The 19,362-nt window shown below is 59.7% G+C and carries 15 protein-coding genes; 10 read left to right on the top strand and 5 right to left on the bottom strand.

Annotated elements, in window-relative coordinates:
- Window positions 1–12: 12 nt before the first annotated feature.
- Complete coding sequence (locus VEG30_03180; GenBank protein ID HXZ78904.1) at window positions 13–552, bottom strand: transcriptional regulator; 540 nt, start codon at window positions 550–552, stop codon at window positions 13–15.
- Between the two features lie 336 nt (window positions 553–888).
- On the opposite strand from VEG30_03180, the gene VEG30_03175 reads away from it, so the two are divergent.
- The 9 genes from VEG30_03175 (at window position 889) to VEG30_03135 (ending at window position 13,394) form a co-directional block, all read left to right on the top strand.
- A complete protein-coding gene (locus VEG30_03175) occupies window positions 889–4,287 on the top strand; it encodes a CARDB domain-containing protein (GenBank protein ID HXZ78903.1) in 3,399 nt (1,132 codons plus the stop codon).
- A gap of 200 nt (window positions 4,288–4,487) precedes the next feature.
- The gene (gene aceA, locus VEG30_03170) at window positions 4,488–6,770 is read left to right on the top strand and encodes an isocitrate lyase ICL2 (protein ID HXZ78902.1); all 2,283 of its coding nucleotides are present in this window, start codon (window positions 4,488–4,490) and stop codon (window positions 6,768–6,770) included.
- A 229-nt stretch (window positions 6,771–6,999) separates the two neighbouring features.
- Complete coding sequence (locus tag VEG30_03165; GenBank protein ID HXZ78901.1) at window positions 7,000–8,346, top strand: 3-deoxy-D-manno-octulosonic acid transferase; 1,347 nt, start codon at window positions 7,000–7,002, stop codon at window positions 8,344–8,346.
- Window positions 8,346–9,305, top strand: a complete 960-nt coding sequence (gene lpxK / locus VEG30_03160; protein ID HXZ78900.1) for a tetraacyldisaccharide 4'-kinase — start codon at window positions 8,346–8,348, stop codon at window positions 9,303–9,305. Before VEG30_03165 ends, lpxK begins: the two co-directional genes overlap by 1 nt.
- A gap of 58 nt (window positions 9,306–9,363) precedes the next feature.
- Window positions 9,364–10,389, top strand: a complete 1,026-nt coding sequence (locus VEG30_03155; GenBank protein HXZ78899.1) for a PfkB family carbohydrate kinase — start codon at window positions 9,364–9,366, stop codon at window positions 10,387–10,389.
- Entirely contained in the window at window positions 10,386–10,889 is a 504-nt protein-coding gene (locus VEG30_03150) for an adenylyltransferase/cytidyltransferase family protein (GenBank protein ID HXZ78898.1), read from the top strand. The genes VEG30_03155 and VEG30_03150 overlap by 4 nt, the downstream gene beginning before the upstream one ends.
- Window positions 10,890–10,906: 17 nt before the next feature.
- Window positions 10,907–11,980 carry a glycosyltransferase family 9 protein gene (locus VEG30_03145; protein ID HXZ78897.1) on the top strand — a complete coding sequence of 358 codons (1,074 nt, stop codon included), beginning with the start codon at window positions 10,907–10,909 and terminating at the stop codon, window positions 11,978–11,980.
- On the top strand, window positions 11,977–12,531 hold the full coding sequence (locus tag VEG30_03140) for an isoprenylcysteine carboxylmethyltransferase family protein (protein ID HXZ78896.1): 555 nt from the start codon (window positions 11,977–11,979) through the stop codon (window positions 12,529–12,531). Before VEG30_03145 ends, VEG30_03140 begins: the two co-directional genes overlap by 4 nt.
- Window positions 12,532–12,701: 170 nt before the next feature.
- Window positions 12,702–13,394: a DUF3108 domain-containing protein gene (locus tag VEG30_03135; GenBank protein ID HXZ78895.1), complete on the top strand. Its 693-nt coding sequence runs from the start codon at window positions 12,702–12,704 to the stop codon at window positions 13,392–13,394.
- A 13-nt stretch (window positions 13,395–13,407) separates the two neighbouring features.
- On the opposite strand, the gene VEG30_03130 is transcribed toward VEG30_03135, so the two are convergent.
- Window positions 13,408–13,671 (bottom strand): hypothetical protein, encoded by a 264-nt coding sequence (locus VEG30_03130; GenBank protein ID HXZ78894.1) that lies wholly within the window; start codon window positions 13,669–13,671, stop codon window positions 13,408–13,410.
- Between the two features lie 340 nt (window positions 13,672–14,011).
- On the opposite strand from VEG30_03130, the gene VEG30_03125 reads away from it, so the two are divergent.
- A complete protein-coding gene (locus VEG30_03125) occupies window positions 14,012–14,311 on the top strand; it encodes a DUF2007 domain-containing protein (protein HXZ78893.1) in 300 nt (99 codons plus the stop codon).
- Here the strand turns inward: VEG30_03125 and VEG30_03120 are convergent.
- From VEG30_03120 to VEG30_03110, 3 genes are all read right to left on the bottom strand, one after another.
- Entirely contained in the window at window positions 14,274–16,961 is a 2,688-nt protein-coding gene (locus VEG30_03120; protein ID HXZ78892.1) for a ComEC/Rec2 family competence protein, read from the bottom strand. The two genes, VEG30_03125 and VEG30_03120, sit on opposite strands and share 38 nt — an antisense overlap.
- A gap of 100 nt (window positions 16,962–17,061) precedes the next feature.
- Window positions 17,062–18,390: a 23S rRNA (uracil(1939)-C(5))-methyltransferase RlmD gene (gene rlmD, locus VEG30_03115; protein HXZ78891.1), complete on the bottom strand. Its 1,329-nt coding sequence runs from the start codon at window positions 18,388–18,390 to the stop codon at window positions 17,062–17,064.
- A 163-nt stretch (window positions 18,391–18,553) separates the two neighbouring features.
- On the bottom strand, window positions 18,554–19,318 hold the full coding sequence (locus VEG30_03110; GenBank protein HXZ78890.1) for a hypothetical protein: 765 nt from the start codon (window positions 19,316–19,318) through the stop codon (window positions 18,554–18,556).
- Window positions 19,319–19,362: the final 44 nt, after the last annotated feature.

The following is a 19,362-nucleotide window of genomic DNA, read 5'->3' as shown; positions in this document are numbered from 1 at the left end:
AGGCCCAGTCAGCTAATGAATCCTCGTGCTCAGCAGTAGCAGCGCCAGCGCCAACAGGATCGCCAGCACCCCCAGGACGGCGGCGAAGAACATCCAAGCCGCCTCCATGCTGCGACGCAGCTTCTTGTGCTTCTGCACCACTCCGAGGTCGCGCTGGATCGCCGGCTGGTATGGCGAAGAAGACGCCGTCTCCTGAATTTCTCTTACAGGAGCCACGAAGCGGTAACCGACCTTGGGGATGGTTTCGATGTAGCGAGCGGGATGGCTCGTATCGCCCAAAATTTTCCGCAACAGACACACATTTCTTGCCAGGCCACTCTCTTCCACTACCGCATCGGGCCAGACATTTTCTATCAGATCATCCTTCGTGAGCAGATGCCCTGCGTGGCTGACCAGTACCAGCAGGGTTCGATAAACCTTGGGCGTGAGCTCCAAAGGATTTCCTTCGCAGATCAGCATGTGTTCTGAGGTATCAAGGACGAAGGGGCTGAAGGAATACGATACCCCACCCGCTGTGGTGCGATGTGCCGCGCTTTTCGTGCTTGCGGGCATAAGGGTCCCTGGGGTGCGCCGGGATCCCCCGACTGCTGAGTTTCCCTATTCGAGTAAATGCTAGGTCCGTTCGATACGGGAGCACGGGAATTATTCATCTAGACCTGAGACTTACCCACTACGGGAATATAGCCCTGTGCAGAATTTCATCAGATCGGAGCGGCTCAACCCCCTGAGCCGCATTCGCCAAAAGTAATCAATCTGTAAGAAGGGCGTAAAGACAAGAATCTTTCTTCGAAGTAATTGGTGTGATGATTCCTCTTTTCTCCCCTGGTCTCCGGTCCCTCTTCTCAGAGCGATGTTCACCCCACGCAGTCTCTTCCAGAGGAGGAAGTCATGCGCCCGCCACTTCGCCCTTCCGCCCTGCTTCTGGTCTTTGCTGCCCTGGCACTTTGCATGCCCGTACTCAGGGCGCAGGACAACATCGAGATCCACAATGGCTACAAGGTCGCTGCCCGCGAAGCCATCGTTCGCTTCGAAGGCATGACACCTGGCTGGCTGCAACGCTTGTGGAGGGATCACGATCTGGATTCGGCAAAACCAGTTGGAAGGCTGAAGCAGGTTTATCGCCTCCACTCACGCTCGAAGAAGCTGGCCGTCCTGCTCCAGCAATTGAGAAATGCCGAGGGAGTCGTTTACGCGGAGCCCAATTACATCATCGATGTAATCGGCGAGCCGAATGATCCTCGGTTTGTAGAACTCTGGGGGCTGCAAAACACCGGGCAGTCGTTCGGGTACTCGCCGGGAACACCCGGAGCTGACATCAGCGCCGCTTCCGCCTGGAATATCTCAACGGGATCCTCCGATGAGGTGGTGGCGGTGATTGACACAGGAATTGACTACACCCACCCCGATCTCGCCGCTAATGTCTGGTCTGCGCCATCGGATTTCTCCGTCGTCATAGCGGGGCAGACAATCACCTGCCCAGCCGGCTCCCACGGCTTCAATGCCATCACAAATTCCTGTGATCCCATGGATGATCATGGTCACGGGACGCACGTCTCGGGCACAATCGGCGCGGCCGGCAATAACGGGTTAGGTGTGGTGGGGGTCAATTGGACGACCAAACTGATCGGAGCCAAATTCCTGGATTCCAGTGGTTCGGGGACGGCGGCGGATGCCATCGAGGCCATCGAGTTCCTGGTGCAGGCCAAGCAGGCTTTTGCACCCACGAAGAGCGCCAACATTCGCGTGGTTTCGAACAGCTGGGGCGGAGGCGGCTACTCCCAGGCGCTGGCTGATGAAATCCAACACGCCGCCGACAATGACATGCTGTTCGTTTTTGCCGCAGGTAACAATGGATCCAATAACGACGTCATGCCCTTCTATCCCGCCGCTTACAACTTGCCCAGCCTGATTGCCGTGGCCGCCACGGACAACAACGATAACCGGGCGTCGTTCTCGAATTACGGAGCAGGAAGCGTTCACCTGGGGGCGCCGGGAGTGAGTATTCTCTCTACGATTCCCGGAGGCAACTACCAATTGATGAGCGGAACTTCGATGGCTACCCCGCACGTCTCCGGCGCGGCTGCACTGGTGCTGTCGCGCTGCCCACTGAGCACCTCGTCGCTCAAAGCGGATCTTCTGAATAATGTCGATAACATCGCTTCCATGACGGGGATCACGGTCAGCGGAGGGCGCCTGAATGTGGATAAAGCGCTGCAAGCCTGCACGGCTCCGGTAAGCTTGTCGCCGGCAGCGGTTTCTTTTGGCAATCAGAATCTGAACACCACCAGCGGCCCACGCACGGTAACCCTCACCAACAACCAGACCACGCCGCTGACCGTGGTCAGCATTGCTGCCACCGGCGATTTTGCGCAGACGAATGCCTGTCCCACGAGTCTGGCGCCGGGCACGAACTGCGCGATAACGGTCACCTTTACCCCAAGAACAGCGGGTTCCCTGAGTGGCGCTCTCACCGTTACCGACGATGCGCCCAACAGCCCGCAGATTTCAGCGCTGTCGGGTATCGGTTATGTGCCGCCGCCGGTCACTCTGGCGCCTGATGCCCTCGATTTTGGCAGCGTGCCGATCGGCAGTACCAGCGCGCCCAAGCAAGTAGTGCTGACCAACAATCAGACGCAAACCCCGCTTCACATTGTTAGCATCGTGATCAGCGGTGACTTCAACCAGAGCAACAACTGTGGAAGCACTGTGGCGGGTAGTGGAAGCTGCACGATTACGGTGACATTCACGCCGTCGGCGGTAGGAAATCGGAGTGGCAGCCTGACCGTCTCACATGACGCCAGCAACAGTCCGCAATCGATCAGCCTGCAAGGTTCGGGAGCAGGATTGCCAGACCTGGTTGAGACCGCGGCAAGTCTGACAGGGCCGCTCGCCGCCGGAGTGTCGGTGCAGGTTTCCGATACCGTGCTGAACCAGGGAACCGGCAATGCGGGTAATTCCTATACCGGCTATTACCTGTCCACCACACCCAACAAGACCAGCTCCAGTGTGCTGCTGGGAACGAGCCGCTCCGTACCGGCTCTGCCGTCGGGAGCCAGTTCTTCCGGTCTCGCCACGGTAATGATTCCCCTGAACACGGCGGCTGGTAGCTATTACGTGCTTGCCTGCGCTGATCAGTACAACTACGTGAGGGAGAGCGACGAAACTAACAACTGCGTGGCTACAGCGGCTCCGCTTCCGATGGGTTTGCCCGACCTGGTTGAGAGCAGCCTCAGCGTGCCGGGACCGTTGGCGGCCGGAGTTGCGGTGCAGATTTCCGACACCGTGATGAATCAGGGGACGGGCAACGCGGCTGCTTCCTACACTGGCTATTACCTGTCCACCACACCGGCTAAAACCGGATCGAGTGTGCTGCTGGGAACCAACCGCTCAGTTCCGGCATTGGCGGCGAGCGCCACCTCTTCGGGAGTGGCTACTGTAACCATTCCACTCAACACAGCGGCCGGCAGCTATTACCTGATTGCTTGCGCCGATCAATATAACTACTCGAAGGAGAGCGACGAAACCAACAACTGCCTGGCTACGTCTGCGCCTCTGCCGATGGGCATGCCCGACCTGGTCGAGAGCAGCGTCAATCCCCTCGGGCCGTTAGCTGCGGGAATTGCGGTGCAGATCTCCGACACTGTGCTCAACCAGGGGGCCGGCAACGCTGCAAGTTCCTACACCGCCTACTACTTGTCCACCACACTGAGCAAGAGCGGGTCCAGCGTGCAGTTGGGTGCGACTCGTTCCGTGCCAGCGTTGGCAGCGGGAGCCAGTTCCTCAGGCGCAGCTACCGTTACTATTCCGCTGAATACCGCCCCGGGCAGCTACTATCTGATTGCCTGTGCCGACCAGTACAACTACGTGAAGGAGACCGACGAGACCAATAACTGCGTGGCCACCTCCGCGCCTCTGCCGGTAGGCGTGCCCGACCTGGTGGAGACCAGCGTCAGCGTGCCGCAAACCTTGACGGCGGGGGCCGCGGCGCAGCTCTCCGATACCCTACTGAATCAAGGGAGCGGCAACGCGGCTGCTTCTTACACCGGCTATTACCTGTCCACTACTCCAACCAAGAGCGGATCCAGCGTGCAACTGGGCGCGACTCGCTCCGTGTCGGCGCTGCCGTCGGGAGCCAGCTCTGCGGGCACAACTATGGTCACCATTCCGGCAAGCACGGCTGCGGGCAGCTACTACCTGATCGCCTGTGCCGATCAGTACAACTACGTGAAAGAAGCCGATGAAACCAACAACTGTCTGGCATCGGCGCCGGTAAGCGTGTCGCACTAAACATAAACTCACCCTTCCGAATTCGATCCCTGCAAAGGGTTGCGATTCCTGACCCAGGAACACCAAACGCCTGCATTCGCCCGAAGCGGGATGCCGCCGCGGCAAGCCTGGCTTAGAGCGCTCCGGCAGCGGGAACCGCTGTACAATGGCTCCGCCTTTTATCTCCAAAATTTATTTGCGCCGAGCGCAGGAAAACGACCATGACTACAGCTGAGCAACAGGTCGAGGCCGCCAGGCAATGGTTTGCCGATCCACGGTTTGCGGGCATCGTCCGTCTCTACTCGCCACGCCAGGTGGCGGAGCAGCAAGGAACGATTCCGGGTGACTACACGGTCGCGCGGCGCGCTGCCGAAGCGTTCTACGCGCGCTTGCGCGAGCTGTTCCAGCAACGCAAGCAGATCACGACCTTCGGTCCTTATTCCCCCGGGCAGGCCGTGACCATGAAGCGCATCGGGATGGAAGGGATCTACCTGGGAGGTTGGGCGACGTCGGCTAAGGGATCGTCCGACGAGGATCCCGGCCCCGACCTGGCAAGCTATCCGCTCAGCCAGGTGCCGGACGAGGCAGCCGGATTGGTACGCGCGCTGCTCACGGCTGACAAGAATCAGCACTTCGCGCGCATGCGCATGAGCGAAGAGCAACGCAAGGCGAACCCAGTGGTTGACTATCGTCCGTTCATCATCGCTGACGCCGATACCGGCCACGGCGGCGACGCGCATGTGCGCAACCTGATCCGGCGGCTGGTCGAGGCCGGCGTACCCGGTTACCACATCGAAGATCAGAAGCCCGGAGCCAAGAAGTGCGGCCACCAGGGTGGGAAGGTGCTGGTGGCGGAAGACGAGCAGATCAAACGGCTCAACGCCGCCCGCCTGCAGCTCGACATCATGCGGGTTCCGGGCATCATCGTGGCGCGTACCGACGCCGAATCTGCGACGTTTCTGGAGAATCGCAGCGACGAGCGCGATCAGCCCTTCATCCTGGGCGCGACCAATCTCGACCTGCCCAGCTACAAGCTTGGGTATCTGGCTATTTTGCGGAAGCTCTCTGAGTTGGGAGTGGAGGAGGTCCGCGGACACTTGTTGTTCGCCGTCTCCGAGGCCGCATACCAGGCCGCATTCGCCTGGCTGGAGCGCGTGGGGCTGATGCCACTCATCGCGGAGAGTGCGAAGTCGCTCAAGAACGCCAGCGCCAACTGGCTCGACAACGCGCTCGACAAGATTGACACCCGCTACATGGAAGTGTGGCAGTCAGAAGCGGGGCTGAAGACTTATGCGCAGGCAGTCGCCGAGGTAATGGAGTCGCGCACCTACGAGGGCGTGAGCTTCGACATGACCGTCGAAGAATGGCTCGCCTTCTCGCGGCGCGCTTCGTTTTACGATGTGCAGGAGCGCGCGAAAGCCATGGGAGTTCGGGTCAGCTGGGATTGCGAGCTGCCGAAGACTCCCGAGGGCTTCTACCAGGTCGAGGGTGGAATCGATTACGCAATCGCCAAGTCCCTGGCGGCGGCTCCCTTCGCCGACATTCTGTGGATGGAGACTAAGACTGCCGATCTCGAAGACGCCGCGAAGTTCGCGGACGCAATTCGTGCGGAATTTCCAGACAAGATGCTAGCCTACAACTTGTCGCCATCGTTCAACTGGGACACCACCGGCATGAGCGACGAAGAAATGCGGCGGTTCCCCGAAGAATTGGGGAAACTGGGCTTCGTTTTCAACTTCATCACCTATGGCGGGCATCAGATCGACGGTCTGGCTGCCGAGGAGTTTGCCACCGCGCTGAAGCAGGACGGAATGCTGGCGCTGGCGCGCCTGCAGCGCAAATTCAGGCTGCTGGAATCGCCGTATCGGACTCCGCAAACGCTGGTGGGAGGACCACGGCTGGACGCCGCATTGATCGCGGTTTCCGGACGCACCGCTGCCACCAAGGCGATGGGCAAGGGATCGACGCAGTTCCAGCATCTGGTGCAGACGGAGTTCCCGACCAAGGTGCTGGAGGAGTGGCTGGCGGAGTGGCGGAAGCATTTTGCTTATCCGGAAAAATTGCGCGTCGAGCTGCGTCCCCATACCGCCGGTTCCGAGTTGCTGGAAATAAGCGTGCTTAGCGACGCCGATCGCGAGAAGCTAGCCAATGTTGTCTTTGCCAACATTCAGGATCGGCGCGGGCGCAACATCCTCTCGGTTCGCGACCAGAACACCACCCCGGCGCTCCGCAAGAAGCGGCTGATGACGCTGGTGCAGCTGTTCCTGATTCACCGCTACAACGCAGGCGCAGTGCACTACGTGACCCCGACCGAAGACAACCAGATGCAGACCCAGAGGATGAAGAGCCTCGGTATCTTTTCGAACGTCAATACCGAGATCGGGCAAATCATCGTGGCGGACGTAAACAGGGAAGGTGTGGCCGAACTGCTCAAGCCGGAGCGCGTAGCGCTCATGGAGATGATCCAAAAGGCGACGTCGCCGGCGCTGCAGGCTCAGAGCTGACGCGTGGTTGGACTTTCCGCCTGCACGCAAAAAATCCCCACTCAATGGGTACCCCATTCAAGCTTTTATTTGGCTTGAGTGGGGCAGTTTCTTAGTGGGTGGGCGCGTGGCCCACTTGGCCGATCGGCAGGATTGGCCGATCAGCCGGATTGCCCCAGGCTGGAGATTACCCGATTACCCATTACCCGATTCCCACTCAGCCGATTACAATTCGGCAGGTTGTGGGCCGATGTATCTTGTCTACAGTGCGCTGCTGGCGCTGGCGCTTCTGGTTAGCCTGCCTTATTGGCTGCTGCGCATGCTGGCCAGCGGCAAATACCGCGAAGGCTTGAGAGAGCGGTTCGGAAGCCTGCCACAGAGACTGAAATGGGGCAGCGCTGACATGTCCGCTATCTGGGTGCATGCCGTCTCGGTGGGCGAGGTGCTGGCGGTCAGCGGCCTGATTGCAAGCCTCCGTGAGCGCTTCCCCGACCACAAGATCATGGTTTCCACTACCACCGCCACCGGACAGAAGCTGGCCCGCGAGCGCTTCGGAGAACGTAATGTCTTTTATTTTCCGGTGGACTTCGCTTTCGCCATCCGGCCGTATCTGAAACTGCTTCGCCCGCGATTGGTGGTGATTGCGGAAACCGAGTTTTGGCCGAATTTCCTTCGCTTGGCCAAAGATAGTGGAACGCGCATTGTTGTGGTTAATGCCCGCCTCTCGGACCGTTCCTTTCCGCGATATCAGCGCTTTCGGTCGCTGCTGCGCGGCGTGCTCGGCAATGTGGACGCGTTCCTGGCGCAGAGCGAAGAGGATCGCGGACGTCTGTTTCTGATCGGAGCGGACGCCCGCAAGGTCAAGGTTGTAGGCAACCTTAAGTTCGATATTCCCGCCGCCAAACCGGTGGCGATCACCGCCACTCTGAAAGCAGCACTGGCCAAGGGGGAAGCCAGTCCTGTCGTCGTGTGCGGAAGTACTGTGCAAGGCGAAGAACGCATGGTGCTCGATGCATTCCAGCAGGTGCTGGAGCGCTTCCCTAAGGCGCTGCTGATTCTTGCTCCGCGCCATCCGGAACGCTGGCCCGAGGTGGCGGAATTCGTAAAGCGCTCAGGGGTGCAGTGGTGGCGAAGGTCGCAATGGAAGGAGACTGACCCTCAGCTGCTGCGCTCGGGCGTGTTTCTGCTGGACAGCATCGGAGAGCTGGCGTCGGTTTATTCCTTAGCGACTTTGGCTTTTGTGGGCGGCAGCCTGGTTCCGCGTGGCGGACACAACATAATGGAACCTGCCCAACATGGGGTGGCAATTCTGGTTGGCCCTTATACCGAGAACTTTCGCGAAGTGGTCTCCGTTTTCATACGCGCTGGCGCAGTGGATGTCGTACAGCCTGATAGTGTCGGCAAGGAAATGCTTCATTTATTGTTTCAGGAAGAGAAGCGGGCTCTGCTGGCGAAGCATGCGCGCGAAGTTGTGACTGCCAATACTGGGGCAACCGAGCGGACGCTGGCGGTGCTGGAAAAGCTTCTCGCTCCCGAACCCCAGCCCGCGGTGGCGCCGTCCGCGCAAAAGCCAGTGGTCACGAATCGGGGGCGCTGATGGCGAGCGCTCTGCTCTCCGCCGCGTTCGGCGCCGGAGTGCGTACCCGCAACGCACTGTACGACAAGGGTACCTTACGCCCCAGATCGCTTAAGGGTCCGGTGGTCAGTGTTGGCAGCCTGAGTGTCGGAGGAGCCGGCAAAACACCGTTCGTCATTCTGCTGGGCGAGTGCCTGAAGAAGCGCGGCATCGCCTTCGACGTCCTTAGCCGCGGATATCGCCGCCAGACCAAAGGAGTTGCTCTGGTTGACCCCAGCGGCCTGCCCGCCCAGTTCGGAGACGAGCCGCTGTTGATGTCACGCAAGCTCGCTGTGCCAGTGATTGTGGGAGAAGACCGCCATCTCGCCGGCGAATTTGCCGAACGCCAATTCGGACCGCGTCTGCACCTGCTCGACGACGGCTTCCAGCACAGGCAACTGGCGCGCGATTTTGACATCGTGCTGGTGACTCCGGACGACACAAGTGATCGTCTGCTGCCGGCAGGCCGTTTGCGCGAGCCGCTCTCGGCCTTGCGCCGGGCGGATGCTGTGGTGCTGACCAGCGGAGCTACTCCCGACAAGTTTCCGATCCAGAACAAGACGGTTTGGCGGGTTCGCCGTGGAATTGTGATGAAAGATTTTCCTTCCCGACCGGTTGTGTTTTGTGGGATCGCCCGGCCGGCGCAATTTCTTGCCCAGCTGCGCGTGGCCGGCGTGGATGTCGTGGCGGAAGCTAGTTTCCGCGATCATCACGCCTACACGGAGGAGGACGTCCGCGATCTCCTGCAATTGCGCTCGCAAAGCCAGGCTGATGGCTTCATCACGACGGAGAAAGACGCCGTCAACCTGGGGGGATACTTTGCAGCCCTTGAGCCCATCCGGGTAGTAGTGGTGAAGATGGAGTTGGCAGATGCCGATCGCGCGATCGATCATATGTTGGAGGTTTTGGACCGGCGAGTAAAGCCACGGCGGGACAAATAGTGCCGCCCTTCCAATTACCTGATAACCAATTACCCGATTACAATTTCCATCTGCCCCAATGAAGACGACCCGGCAATACGAACGGCTGCGTCACCTCGTCGAATCGTTTCCCGATGTGACGGTAACCGTGCTGGCCGACCTGGTGGCCGACGAATTCGTCTTCGGCGAAATCTCCCGCGTATCGCGCGAGGCTCCTGTACTCATCCTCAAGCACCGCGAACGCACCGTAGTTCCTGGCGGCGGCGGCAATGCCATCTGCAACCTGGCCGATCTGGGAGTGAACGTACTCCCCGTGGGCATCGTAGGACTCGACGAACCTGGGCGGCTCTTGCTGCACAGTTTCCGGCAGCGCCACATTCCGTTGAGCGGAATCCAAAAGCTGCGTGGGTATCCCACCGTGACCAAGACACGCATTCTTGCGGGCATGGCGCACACCTCTCGTCAGCAAGTAGTACGTGTCGATCGCGAAGCAGAGCGCGCCATCGATCCGCGCACGGTGCGGGAGTTGGTTATCTCGGCGCGTCAATACGCCCGCGTTTCCGACGCCGTACTCATTTCCGACTACGGTTATGGCGCCGCCACTCCGGAGATTCTGGCGGGCCTCGGCCGGCTCGACGGCATTCCGGTCACACTGGATTCGCGCTATCGACTGCTGTCGTATTGCGGCGTCGCCTATGCGACTCCCAACGAACCGGAGGTGGAAGAAGCCCTGGGGATAAAAATCGGCCATGACCGCGAAAAGCTCTTCGCTGCCGGTGATGAACTGCTGCGCCGCATGAAGCTGCAGTCGCTGGTAATCACCCGGGGCCGTGACGGAATGGTGGCCTTCGCGCGCCGCCACAAGCCTCTGGATATCCCCATCTTCGGCGAGGACCAGGTGGTCGATGTAACCGGCGCAGGCGATACCGTCATTGCCACCCTCACCGCCGCTATCGCCGCCGGAGCCAATACCGAAGAAGCAGCCCGGTTGGCCAACTATGCAGGGGGAATCGTGGTGATGAAGCGGGGTACTGCCACCGTCACACAGAAGGAATTGCTGGCGGCTCTGGAGAAGGACCTCTTGCACAAACCGCATCACGAATGAGCACGCCCCAAACAAAAATAGTTCGCCGCGAAGAGCTGCAAGAAACGGCAGCCCGCTGGCGTGCCGAAGGCCACCGCATCGTTCTGGCTAATGGCGTCTTCGATCTGCTGCACGTGGGCCACACCCGCTACCTGCATGGCGCCAAACAATTGGGGGATCTCCTACTTGTGGCAGTGAACTCCGATGAAAGCGTGCGCCGGCTGAAAGGCACAAATCGGCCAGTTACTCCCGCTGGCGAAAGAGCTGAAATCCTGGCTGCGCTGGCCGATGTCGATGCGGTGGTGATTTTCTCCGAACCTGATGTCCGAGCCATCATCCGGGAGGTTCGGCCCGATGTGCACGCCAAAGGTACGGATTACACAGTCGAGACCGTCCCCGAACGCGACGTGGTACGCGAGTGCGGCGGACAAGTAGCCATCGTCGGGGACCCCAAAGACCATTCCGTTACTGACATTCTCGAAAACAAGCTGCCGCAAGCGGGCCGCTCGCAGGAGAGTTGATGGAGACTGGGCAGCCAATGCAGCCTCGCAGCATCCTTGTATTGCGCCTAGGCTCCATGGGCGACATCATTCACACTCACGCTGCTTTCGCGACTTTGCGTGCGGCGTTCCCCGCTGCCACTCTCGGCTGGGTGATCGAAGATCGCTGGCGTGCGCTATTGCCATCGGGTGTTGACGTGGTGCACGCTGTCGATACCAAAGCCTGGCGAAGTGCGCCATTATCCGACGAAACCTGGGAGGAGATCCTCGATGCGATTCGCGGCCTGCGCAAGATTTCCTACGATGTGGCCGTGGACTTTCAGGGTGCGATTCGCTCTTCCCTGATTGCCCGCTTCTGTGGGGCTCCGCGCAGAATAGGATTTGCTCAGTCACGAGAAAAAATAGCCACCATGTTCTATACGCATCTGGTACGACCGCTGGCTCGCCATGTGGTGGAGCAGAATGTCGAATTGGCGCTGGCCGTAGCGCCCAGGATTCGCCCGCAATTCCGATCGTCACTCTACAGCACGAGCGCAGCCCGCGACTGGTGGTCTGACCAAATGAAGCGTCTCGGTTTGCACGTCCAGGGCTATGCGGTGGTCAATCCGGGGGCGGGCTGGGGAGCCAAGCGCTGGCCTCCGGAGAGATTCGGCAGTGTCGTCGAGATCCTGGGGGCAAACGGATTGCCGTCGGTTATCAACTTTGGCCCGGGTGAAGAAGAGTTGGCGCAGGCTGTGGCGTCGGCCAGCGCAGGCTTCGCTCACGCGGTTCTCTGTTCAGTCGAAGAACTGGTTGAGGTGACGCGCTGTGCCCGTATCTTCGTCGGCGGCGACACCGGGCCCGTGCACCTGGCTGCAGCTCTGGGCAAACCTGTCGTAGCCATTTTTGGACCTACCGATCCCGAGCGCACCGGGCCGTTTGGCGTGGAGGCGGTGGTGCTGAGGAGCTCATCCAGCCGGACGACCTTCAGCCATCACCGTGAAACCGAACAAGGCTTGCTGGAGATCACCCCCGAGCAGGTAGCGAGTGCTGCTTTAGGATTGCTGCAGCGCCAGAAGGAAAAGTTGCATTCCACCAACGAAACTGCGCTCTATCCGGAGCAGCTTTCGTGAGTTTCCAAACCGGATGGGGCCACATTGCACGCCGCGCCCGCGTACCTCTTGGCTTCCTGTTTGCCATTGTGTATTTGTGCCTGGCTCGTCCGAGCGGGGGATCGATCCTCGTCGGCGGCGCCGTTGCAGTCTGCGGGGTACTGCTGCGGGCTGCCGCTTCCGGTCATGTACAAAAAAACGAGGCGCTTACCACCACCGGTCCCTATGCCTACACGCGCAACCCGCTGTATCTTGGCTCGGTGATCATCGCCGCCGGATTCGCCATCGCCGCGCGCAGCTGGTGGATAGTCGTCGCGCTTCTGCTGCTGTTCGTCACCGTCTACCTGCCAGTCATCCACTCTGAAGAAGCTTTTCTGCGGCAGCGCTTCCCTGAATTTGCCGACTATGCACGCCGTGTTCCGCGCCTCATCCCTCGTTTCGCGAACGTGACCAAAGGCGCTGGCACTTTTTCCTCACAACTCTACCTGCAACATCGCGAGTACAATGCTGCCATGGGCACCGCGGCGATGCTGGCAGCGCTGGTGGCCAAGCTCTTGTGGTTTCAACACTGATGCCAGGGTATCGAATGCGGCCCCAGCGGTTTCGAATGGTTGCGCTTCTCGCCTTGCTTAGCCTGGCTTCACTGCTTGGGGCACAGCGCAGGGACCCAGGGCAGTCTCATTCCTCTTCGGCTTCGCCAGTCACAGCCCCGCCCGCTGGTGCTGTCATCGGGCCGCTCTCCATGATTCATCCTCCAGCGCCTGACCACGCCTTCCCCAACGGCGAGACCTACAGTTACTTCGCGGAGTGGCGGATCTGGACCGCGGGAACGGTGAAACTTGGAATCAGCAACGACAGCAGTGGACAAAAAGTTCACGGCAGTGCTGACTCACTTGGGGTGGTGTCTGCCCTTTACCCGGTACACGACCGTTTTGATTCCATATTCGACAAGGCATCTTTCTGCTCCCAGAACCTGAAGAAGCACATCGAAGAAGGCTTTCGCGCCCACGACAGCCTCATCACCTATAACTATCAGCGGCGCAAAAGCATACTCGACGAAACTAACTTGAAGACTAAGGAGCGCAAACGCGTGGAAAACGACATTCCCGGCTGCGTGACCGACGTCGTCTCAGGACTCTACTACCTTGGCGCGCAACCGCTGATTCCCGGCGCGAGCTACCGGTTTCCTATCAATGACGGAGGTCAAACCGTGGAAGTGCAGGCCAAAGTGGAGGCCAAGGAGATCCTGAAGCTTCCTGCTGGGACCTTCAACAGCATTCGTGTTTCCTCGGAAGTAGTGAGCGGCCCACTCAGCAAGCGCGGGAAAGTCTGGATCTGGTATAGCGACGATTCCCGCCGGATTCCGGTGCAGATGCGCGGGCGGATGTTCTGGGGCACACTTACCTTTAAGCTGCAACAGATCGAGAACAAATAGCCCAGCCGAGCCTCTACTGCAGGCGGAAGCGCTCATTCATGAGGCGCTGCAGCCGCGGCCGGTAAATCAGATCGTAGGCGAGTTCCTTGTCGGGAAACAAGGCGAGAGCTGCACGCTTGCTGCTGGCGCAGAGTTCACTTGCCTCCTCCACGCTCAGGTTGGGATCCTGGCTGAGCACCGACATCACCATGCTCATCATGATTTGCAGCCGGCGCAGTTTTCGGTTTTCTTCCTCGACTTCTGCGGAATTGGATTTGCCTATGTCCGAGTTATCCATGTGGCCTCAAAACGGGGTTCCTTCCCCAGTACTTGGCTCATTGGCCTAAAGGCGAGCGGCGCCTCAAGAAGGTTGGCTCCCCGCTGGCTTTGCCAGTCTATTTTTTGGATGATTCCTCGCCCCATCCTGTTGCGCCCTTTTGGCCTGTTAAAGCTATCGTCCGCCGGAATGCTCGGACGCGCAAGATAACTCTTCGTACACGGCCCATTGGGATTAGTCCAGAGATTTAATCGACACGATTTCGGCGCCTCGGTGGGTCAGGTGACATGCTGTCTTTTCCCAGGGCTGGTATCATTCGCATGCAGCGTTTCGAGCAAAAACGGAGCAAAACGGAGAAATTATGGCGACACAACCCAAGTCCAACCAGGAAGCAAAGGAACTCGTTCCCGTGTTCGACACGCAGGAGGAATCGGAGGCGATGATCGTGCGTGGCTTGCTGGAAAGCGCCGGCATCGAATCGATTATCACCGGGCTGGACGCTCCCCAGGACATCCTTCCGGGGGTGGGCGGCGTTCTGGTGCAGGTACCGTCCGAGAAAGCGGATGACGCCCGGCAGATCATCGAGGACTACCGCACCGCGGGCGACGCCGAGGCCGGCGAACTCAGTTCGGAGGAATCCGGGCCTTCTTCGGAGGAATAACGACATTCCCGTCCAGGTAGAATGTGAGACTGCCGCTCAGGTCGGTGCGGTAAGTGGCAATGCCTGCAGCTTGCAGCCGCGCCAGAACCTCAGGGCGGGGATGATGGAACTGGTTGCGATATCCCACTGAGATAGCCGCATACCGCGGCTGGGCTGCTGCCAGGAGCTCGCTGGAAGTTGAGGTCAGGCTGCCATTATGGGCCAGCTTCAGCAGATCGGCGCGCGGCCTGAATGCCAGCATCAGCAACTCCATCTTCCTATCGGCATCGCCCTCCAGCATCAGAGCAGTCTTGCCGTAAGTGATTTCGAGTGCCAGGGAGTCGCTGTTGCGCACCTGGGCCGAGGGTCTCCAGTCGCGCGGAGGAGAGAGCACCCGAATCTCGGCACCACCCCAGGTAAATTCGTCGCCGGCAAGCAGATAGCGGACCTTCATGTGCAACTTTTCCGCCTGGTTATACAGAGCTCGCACCGGCTCTATGTCAGCATTGGGTCCGATCCACAGTTCGCGCGGACGAAAATTCTGGATCACCGACCGCATGCCTCCAATGTGGTCGGAATGGGCGTGCGTGACCATCACCGCGTCGAGCCGCGAAAAACTCCGGGACCACAAGTACGGCGAAACCACATTCTCTCCGAAATCAAATTCCGAACTGCTGTTGCCCAACGGACCCGCCGCATCGATCAGCAGCGACTTCCCTTCAGGCGACACTAGCAGAGTCGAATCTGCCTGGCCGACATCGATGGCTGTGAACTCCAGCACGTGGGCGCGAATCTGTGGAGGTGCGGGGAAGGCCACGATCCACACGGCGCTGGCAGCAAGCGTTCCCAACCCGGCAACTACCCACCTCCGCCGTCTCCACACCGTGGCCATTGCGAACAAAAACGCGGAAGCAGCCAACAGAGAAGTTGCCAGTGTGGGGTCGGCAACGCGCACGTCGGAAGCATGCGGACCTCCCAGCCAGCGTACTGTGCTGGTGATTCCCTCCAGCGACCATCCGGCAACCCACGCCGGGACGATCGCGAGAAAGCGAGAAACATAGCCCAGTCCTAATGCCGCGACTGATGCTGGCATCAACACTTCCGCTAAAGGAAGCGCGGCTGCATTCGCCGGCAGCGCCAGCAACGTTGCGCGATGAAAATACGCTGCCATCGGCAGCGCCATCGTGACTTGCATGAGCGCGGAAATCAGCAGGACTTCATAGATGGACAAAGCCGCCGAGACCGATTTCACGACGGCGAATTTCGAGATTGGCCGACCGAAGCCGCTGCTCAGGCGCTCCCCGAGGGTTCGCAGCCCTACACGGAATTCCGCCAGGCGAGGCGCCAGCGTGAGATCGTAGCTCGTGGACTCCAGCAGCCGCAGCGCGCTTTTCCATGGCTGCGAGGTCCGCTCCAGCAGCGGTATTCCAAGTCCCCCGATCACCAGGACAGAAAGAAACGTCATCTGGAAACTGGCGTCAAAAAGCGCCGGCGGATCTGCCACCAACACGAACAGGGCGGCCGCTCCCACCGCATTCAGAGGTGAGCGATTTCGGTACAGCAATCGCGCTCCTAGATATATGCAGAGCATCAGCGTGGCCCGTAAAATGGGCGCACCACCGTCGCAGACGAACGCATAGAACGCAGACAGAATTACAGTAAGCAGCGATGCGCTCCATTCGCCCAGGCGCAGCCGGCGCAGCAGCCAGAACACTACAAACGCGAGGATCGCCACGTTCATTCCCGAGACCACCAGCAGGTGGTAGGTCCCCGAACGCTGAAAGTCGGTGTTCAATTCGCGTTCGATGTAAACCCGTTCCCCGATGAGCATGGCATCCATCAGTGAAGCTTGCTCGGGTGGCCAGATGGTGTGCACCATGTGCAGCACGCTGCGGCGCGTGCGATTCTGCCATTGCCCCGGGAGCGTGCCAGAGAAGCCGGGAAGCGGTTCGATTTTGTCGGCACTTACAGAGCCAAGCGCGAAGATATTCTCGCGCGCAAGATATGCCTGATAATCGAAGGCGCCGGTATTGCGAAAATTTCGCGGCTCGCGCAGTTTGACCGGAAAACGAATGCGCTCACCATAATTCAGTGGCTTGACCAGAGTAACCTGCTCCCCATGCGGCGAGTGTGGCGACGCGGCTTTCCGGGGCCGGTAAACGGACATCCGGATTCCTCCTGCGGCAGGATGTTCGGCTCCTGCAAGTCCGATGGTCTCGCTCTCCACATCCACCATCTGGCGATCTTCATTAAGGCGTCGCGGAACTCCGTTCGCGGCTGCGACTCTCAGAGTTGCGTCACGCAGCACGTGAGCTCTGATCAGCACTTCTTCGCCAGTCGCGAACGGGGCAACTCCGTTCTGCCGGCCTCTGGCTGCCTGCGCCAGATGCGCTCCTTGCAATGCAAGCGCGCCAAGTAACGACAGCACCACGAGCGCGAGCGAAAGACTCGCCCACGGTCGTCGCGCCAGGAAGTAAAACCCGAAAACACAGAGCAGAACCGCGCCGGCTATGAGCCAGAGAATTGGGCGCCAACAGTAGCAGGCGAACACAATGCCGGAAGCGAACGCCACCGCGGCCGGCAGCATGGGAGACCGCGGCCGCTTCAGAAGCTCGGGTTTCAGAAGCTGGGGCGCGGTCTGAATGTTCGGACGAGATGAATCGTCAGGCACAGCTCAGAGGCAATTATCTGTGCGCGCGAACACGACGCGGTCTCGGTAACTGCGGCTCCTCAGAGGTCTTCACCGCCGAAACGGGAGACTAGCAATCGACTTACCGCGCCAGGCGGAACACGCTTTCGATGTGAAACGTCTGCGGGAAAAGATCGACCAGATGGGCCTCTTGAATCCTATAGCCCGATTGGAGCAGCACGGGAAGATCGCGGGCCAGGGTGGAAGGATCGCATGACACATAGGTCAGTTGTGGCGAAAAGAGCTTACCGAGCCTTTCTGCTACCCGCCGTCCCAGCCCAGCCCTCGGGGGGTCCACCACAACATAGTCTGGGGGTTTGCTTCCGCGCTCCAGATAGTGCTCGGTGGCGGCTTCCAGTGCCTGTACATGCGGTGGCGCATTATGCTTCAAATCCGCAGCGGAACGGGGAGCCGATTCCACAGCCACCACTCGCTCGAACTGCCGTGCCAGTGGAAGCGAGAACAATCCCACTCCCGCATACAAATCCAGTGCAAACTTTCCAGCGCGATCCCGCGTAACCAGCTCGACCACGGTGTCTGTGAGGAATCGATTGGTCTGAAAGAATGAGCCTGCACTTACGCGATATTCGCCCGATGCCGTTGTAAAGGGCAAGGCATCTTCGCCGAAAACGGCCAGCGGCTTACCCGCCGCCGAACTCGCGGAGAGCTCCGGAGCAGCTGTGGCTTCGCCCGCGTCGATGGATGCGTGGCCAGCTACCACGCCTCGAAGCTCGGGGATAGCGGTGCGCAGGCCTTCGGCCATGGGTTTGAACCTGGCCGGCGAAAACATCGCTCGACGATCGACCTGACCCTGCACCAGCAGCCCAGTGTCGTCATTCGTAGCAAATAGCTCCACCGCCACCAGCGCCTCAGGGAATCCTTCGGCTTCGCCGATCTTCCATATCTGCGCCAGCGCGCGATTGATCAGAGGCGAACTGATAGGACACTCCCGCACCGGTTCCAGCGCATGCGAACCCAGGCGGTGATACCCGATTTCAAACTTGCCGGCGCCATTGCGCACATGCAGCCGCGTGCGATTGCGGTAGTTCCAAGCCGGAGATGCATGCGTGGCCAATTCACCGACTTCCAGCTTGGCAATGCGCGCCAGCGTTTCGCGCAAGATTTCTCCCTTCAGCCGCAGTTGATCCTCGTAGCTCGCCTGCTGATAATGGCAACCGCCACATCTGGCAAAATAAGGACAAAGTGGCAGAATTCGAAACGGCGCCGAGTCCAGCACCTGCTTGAGCTGGGCTCGCGCGAATGCAGGCCGATCCTCTACGATCTCGGCATCCACCCGCTCCCCGGGCAACACCAACGGCACGAACACAGTCTTCCGGCGGCCCTGCTCGTCAGGCGCGAGACGTGCTAGTCCATCGCCGCCATACACAAGTTTTTCAATGGTGAGTTCCAAGGGACGAATTATAGGCGGCGGAGGTCTTCCGTGCGGGGTGCTGCGGGCTTCGACCTTATTTTGGACCCGCATTTGTCTTGACCTAGCCGGCACGGCTGAAGTTGCGCGCCAATTCAGAAGGATTTGTGAGATGGCCTCTGAGTGCTGAACGGTGATACTGAATTCACATGTAGAACAGACTCAGCCTCGGCAGCTGCCACCTCTCCAGCAGCCGCTTGTGCATGAATTGTCTCTGTAGCTGATCGATCTGCATGGACGGCATGTTGCGGCGATAGGGCGCCATCTCGCGGTCAGCTTCCGCTCGCAAAGACAGCAGCTCTTCCTGAGAAGTGCAGCTCACCACAGCCGCATGCAGCCTGTCTTCAATTGCGCTCAACCGCTGCTCCAGGTCCTGGAGGCGTGTTGTCCTCTTCTGCAGCAGATCCCCTGCAATTGTTCGCAGGTTGTGCGCCACGTCGTTGGCGATCTCCTGGCCAACGGCGGGAAGCTCCGCTCGCTCGATCTGCCCGGCATTATGCAACAGAAATTCGCAGATCCGTGGAAGTTCGAGTCCAGTCTCGACTGCCTTTTTGGACTCTGACGACTCTGCCGGCGTGACGGTTCCGGCGGCTGCTTCTTTCATTTCCTCGGCAGCCGCCAGCACTTCCTGGGCGCAGTAAGCAAGGCTGTTCACCTTGCGGGTCTTGCTCGGACGCTGGTCATAGCGGTGAAACGCGGAATCGATTCCGCGAATCACGGCTTCGAGCGGCACCCCGGCATCCTTCCAGGTTTCAATCAGCGCCCAGTCCAGCGTGCTCAGCAGTAGCCCGGTACCGCGGCACTGTTGAAAGTGCTCCTCAATTTCCGTGAAGTAATTGAAGTAGTTTTCCACCGAAGATAATGTAGCAACCGGCGGAGTGGATGTCAGCCAGAGCCCAGGTTGATTCAACTGGACTGCACGACGCTAAGTCGCGGAACGGGGATCGTGAACTG

The organism is Terriglobales bacterium (assembly GCA_035624455.1).
Lineage (GTDB): Bacteria > Acidobacteriota > Terriglobia > Terriglobales > Acidobacteriaceae > DASPRM01.
Note: the sequence above shows the minus strand (reverse complement) of the source record. Positions and strands in the feature narration are given on the sequence as shown.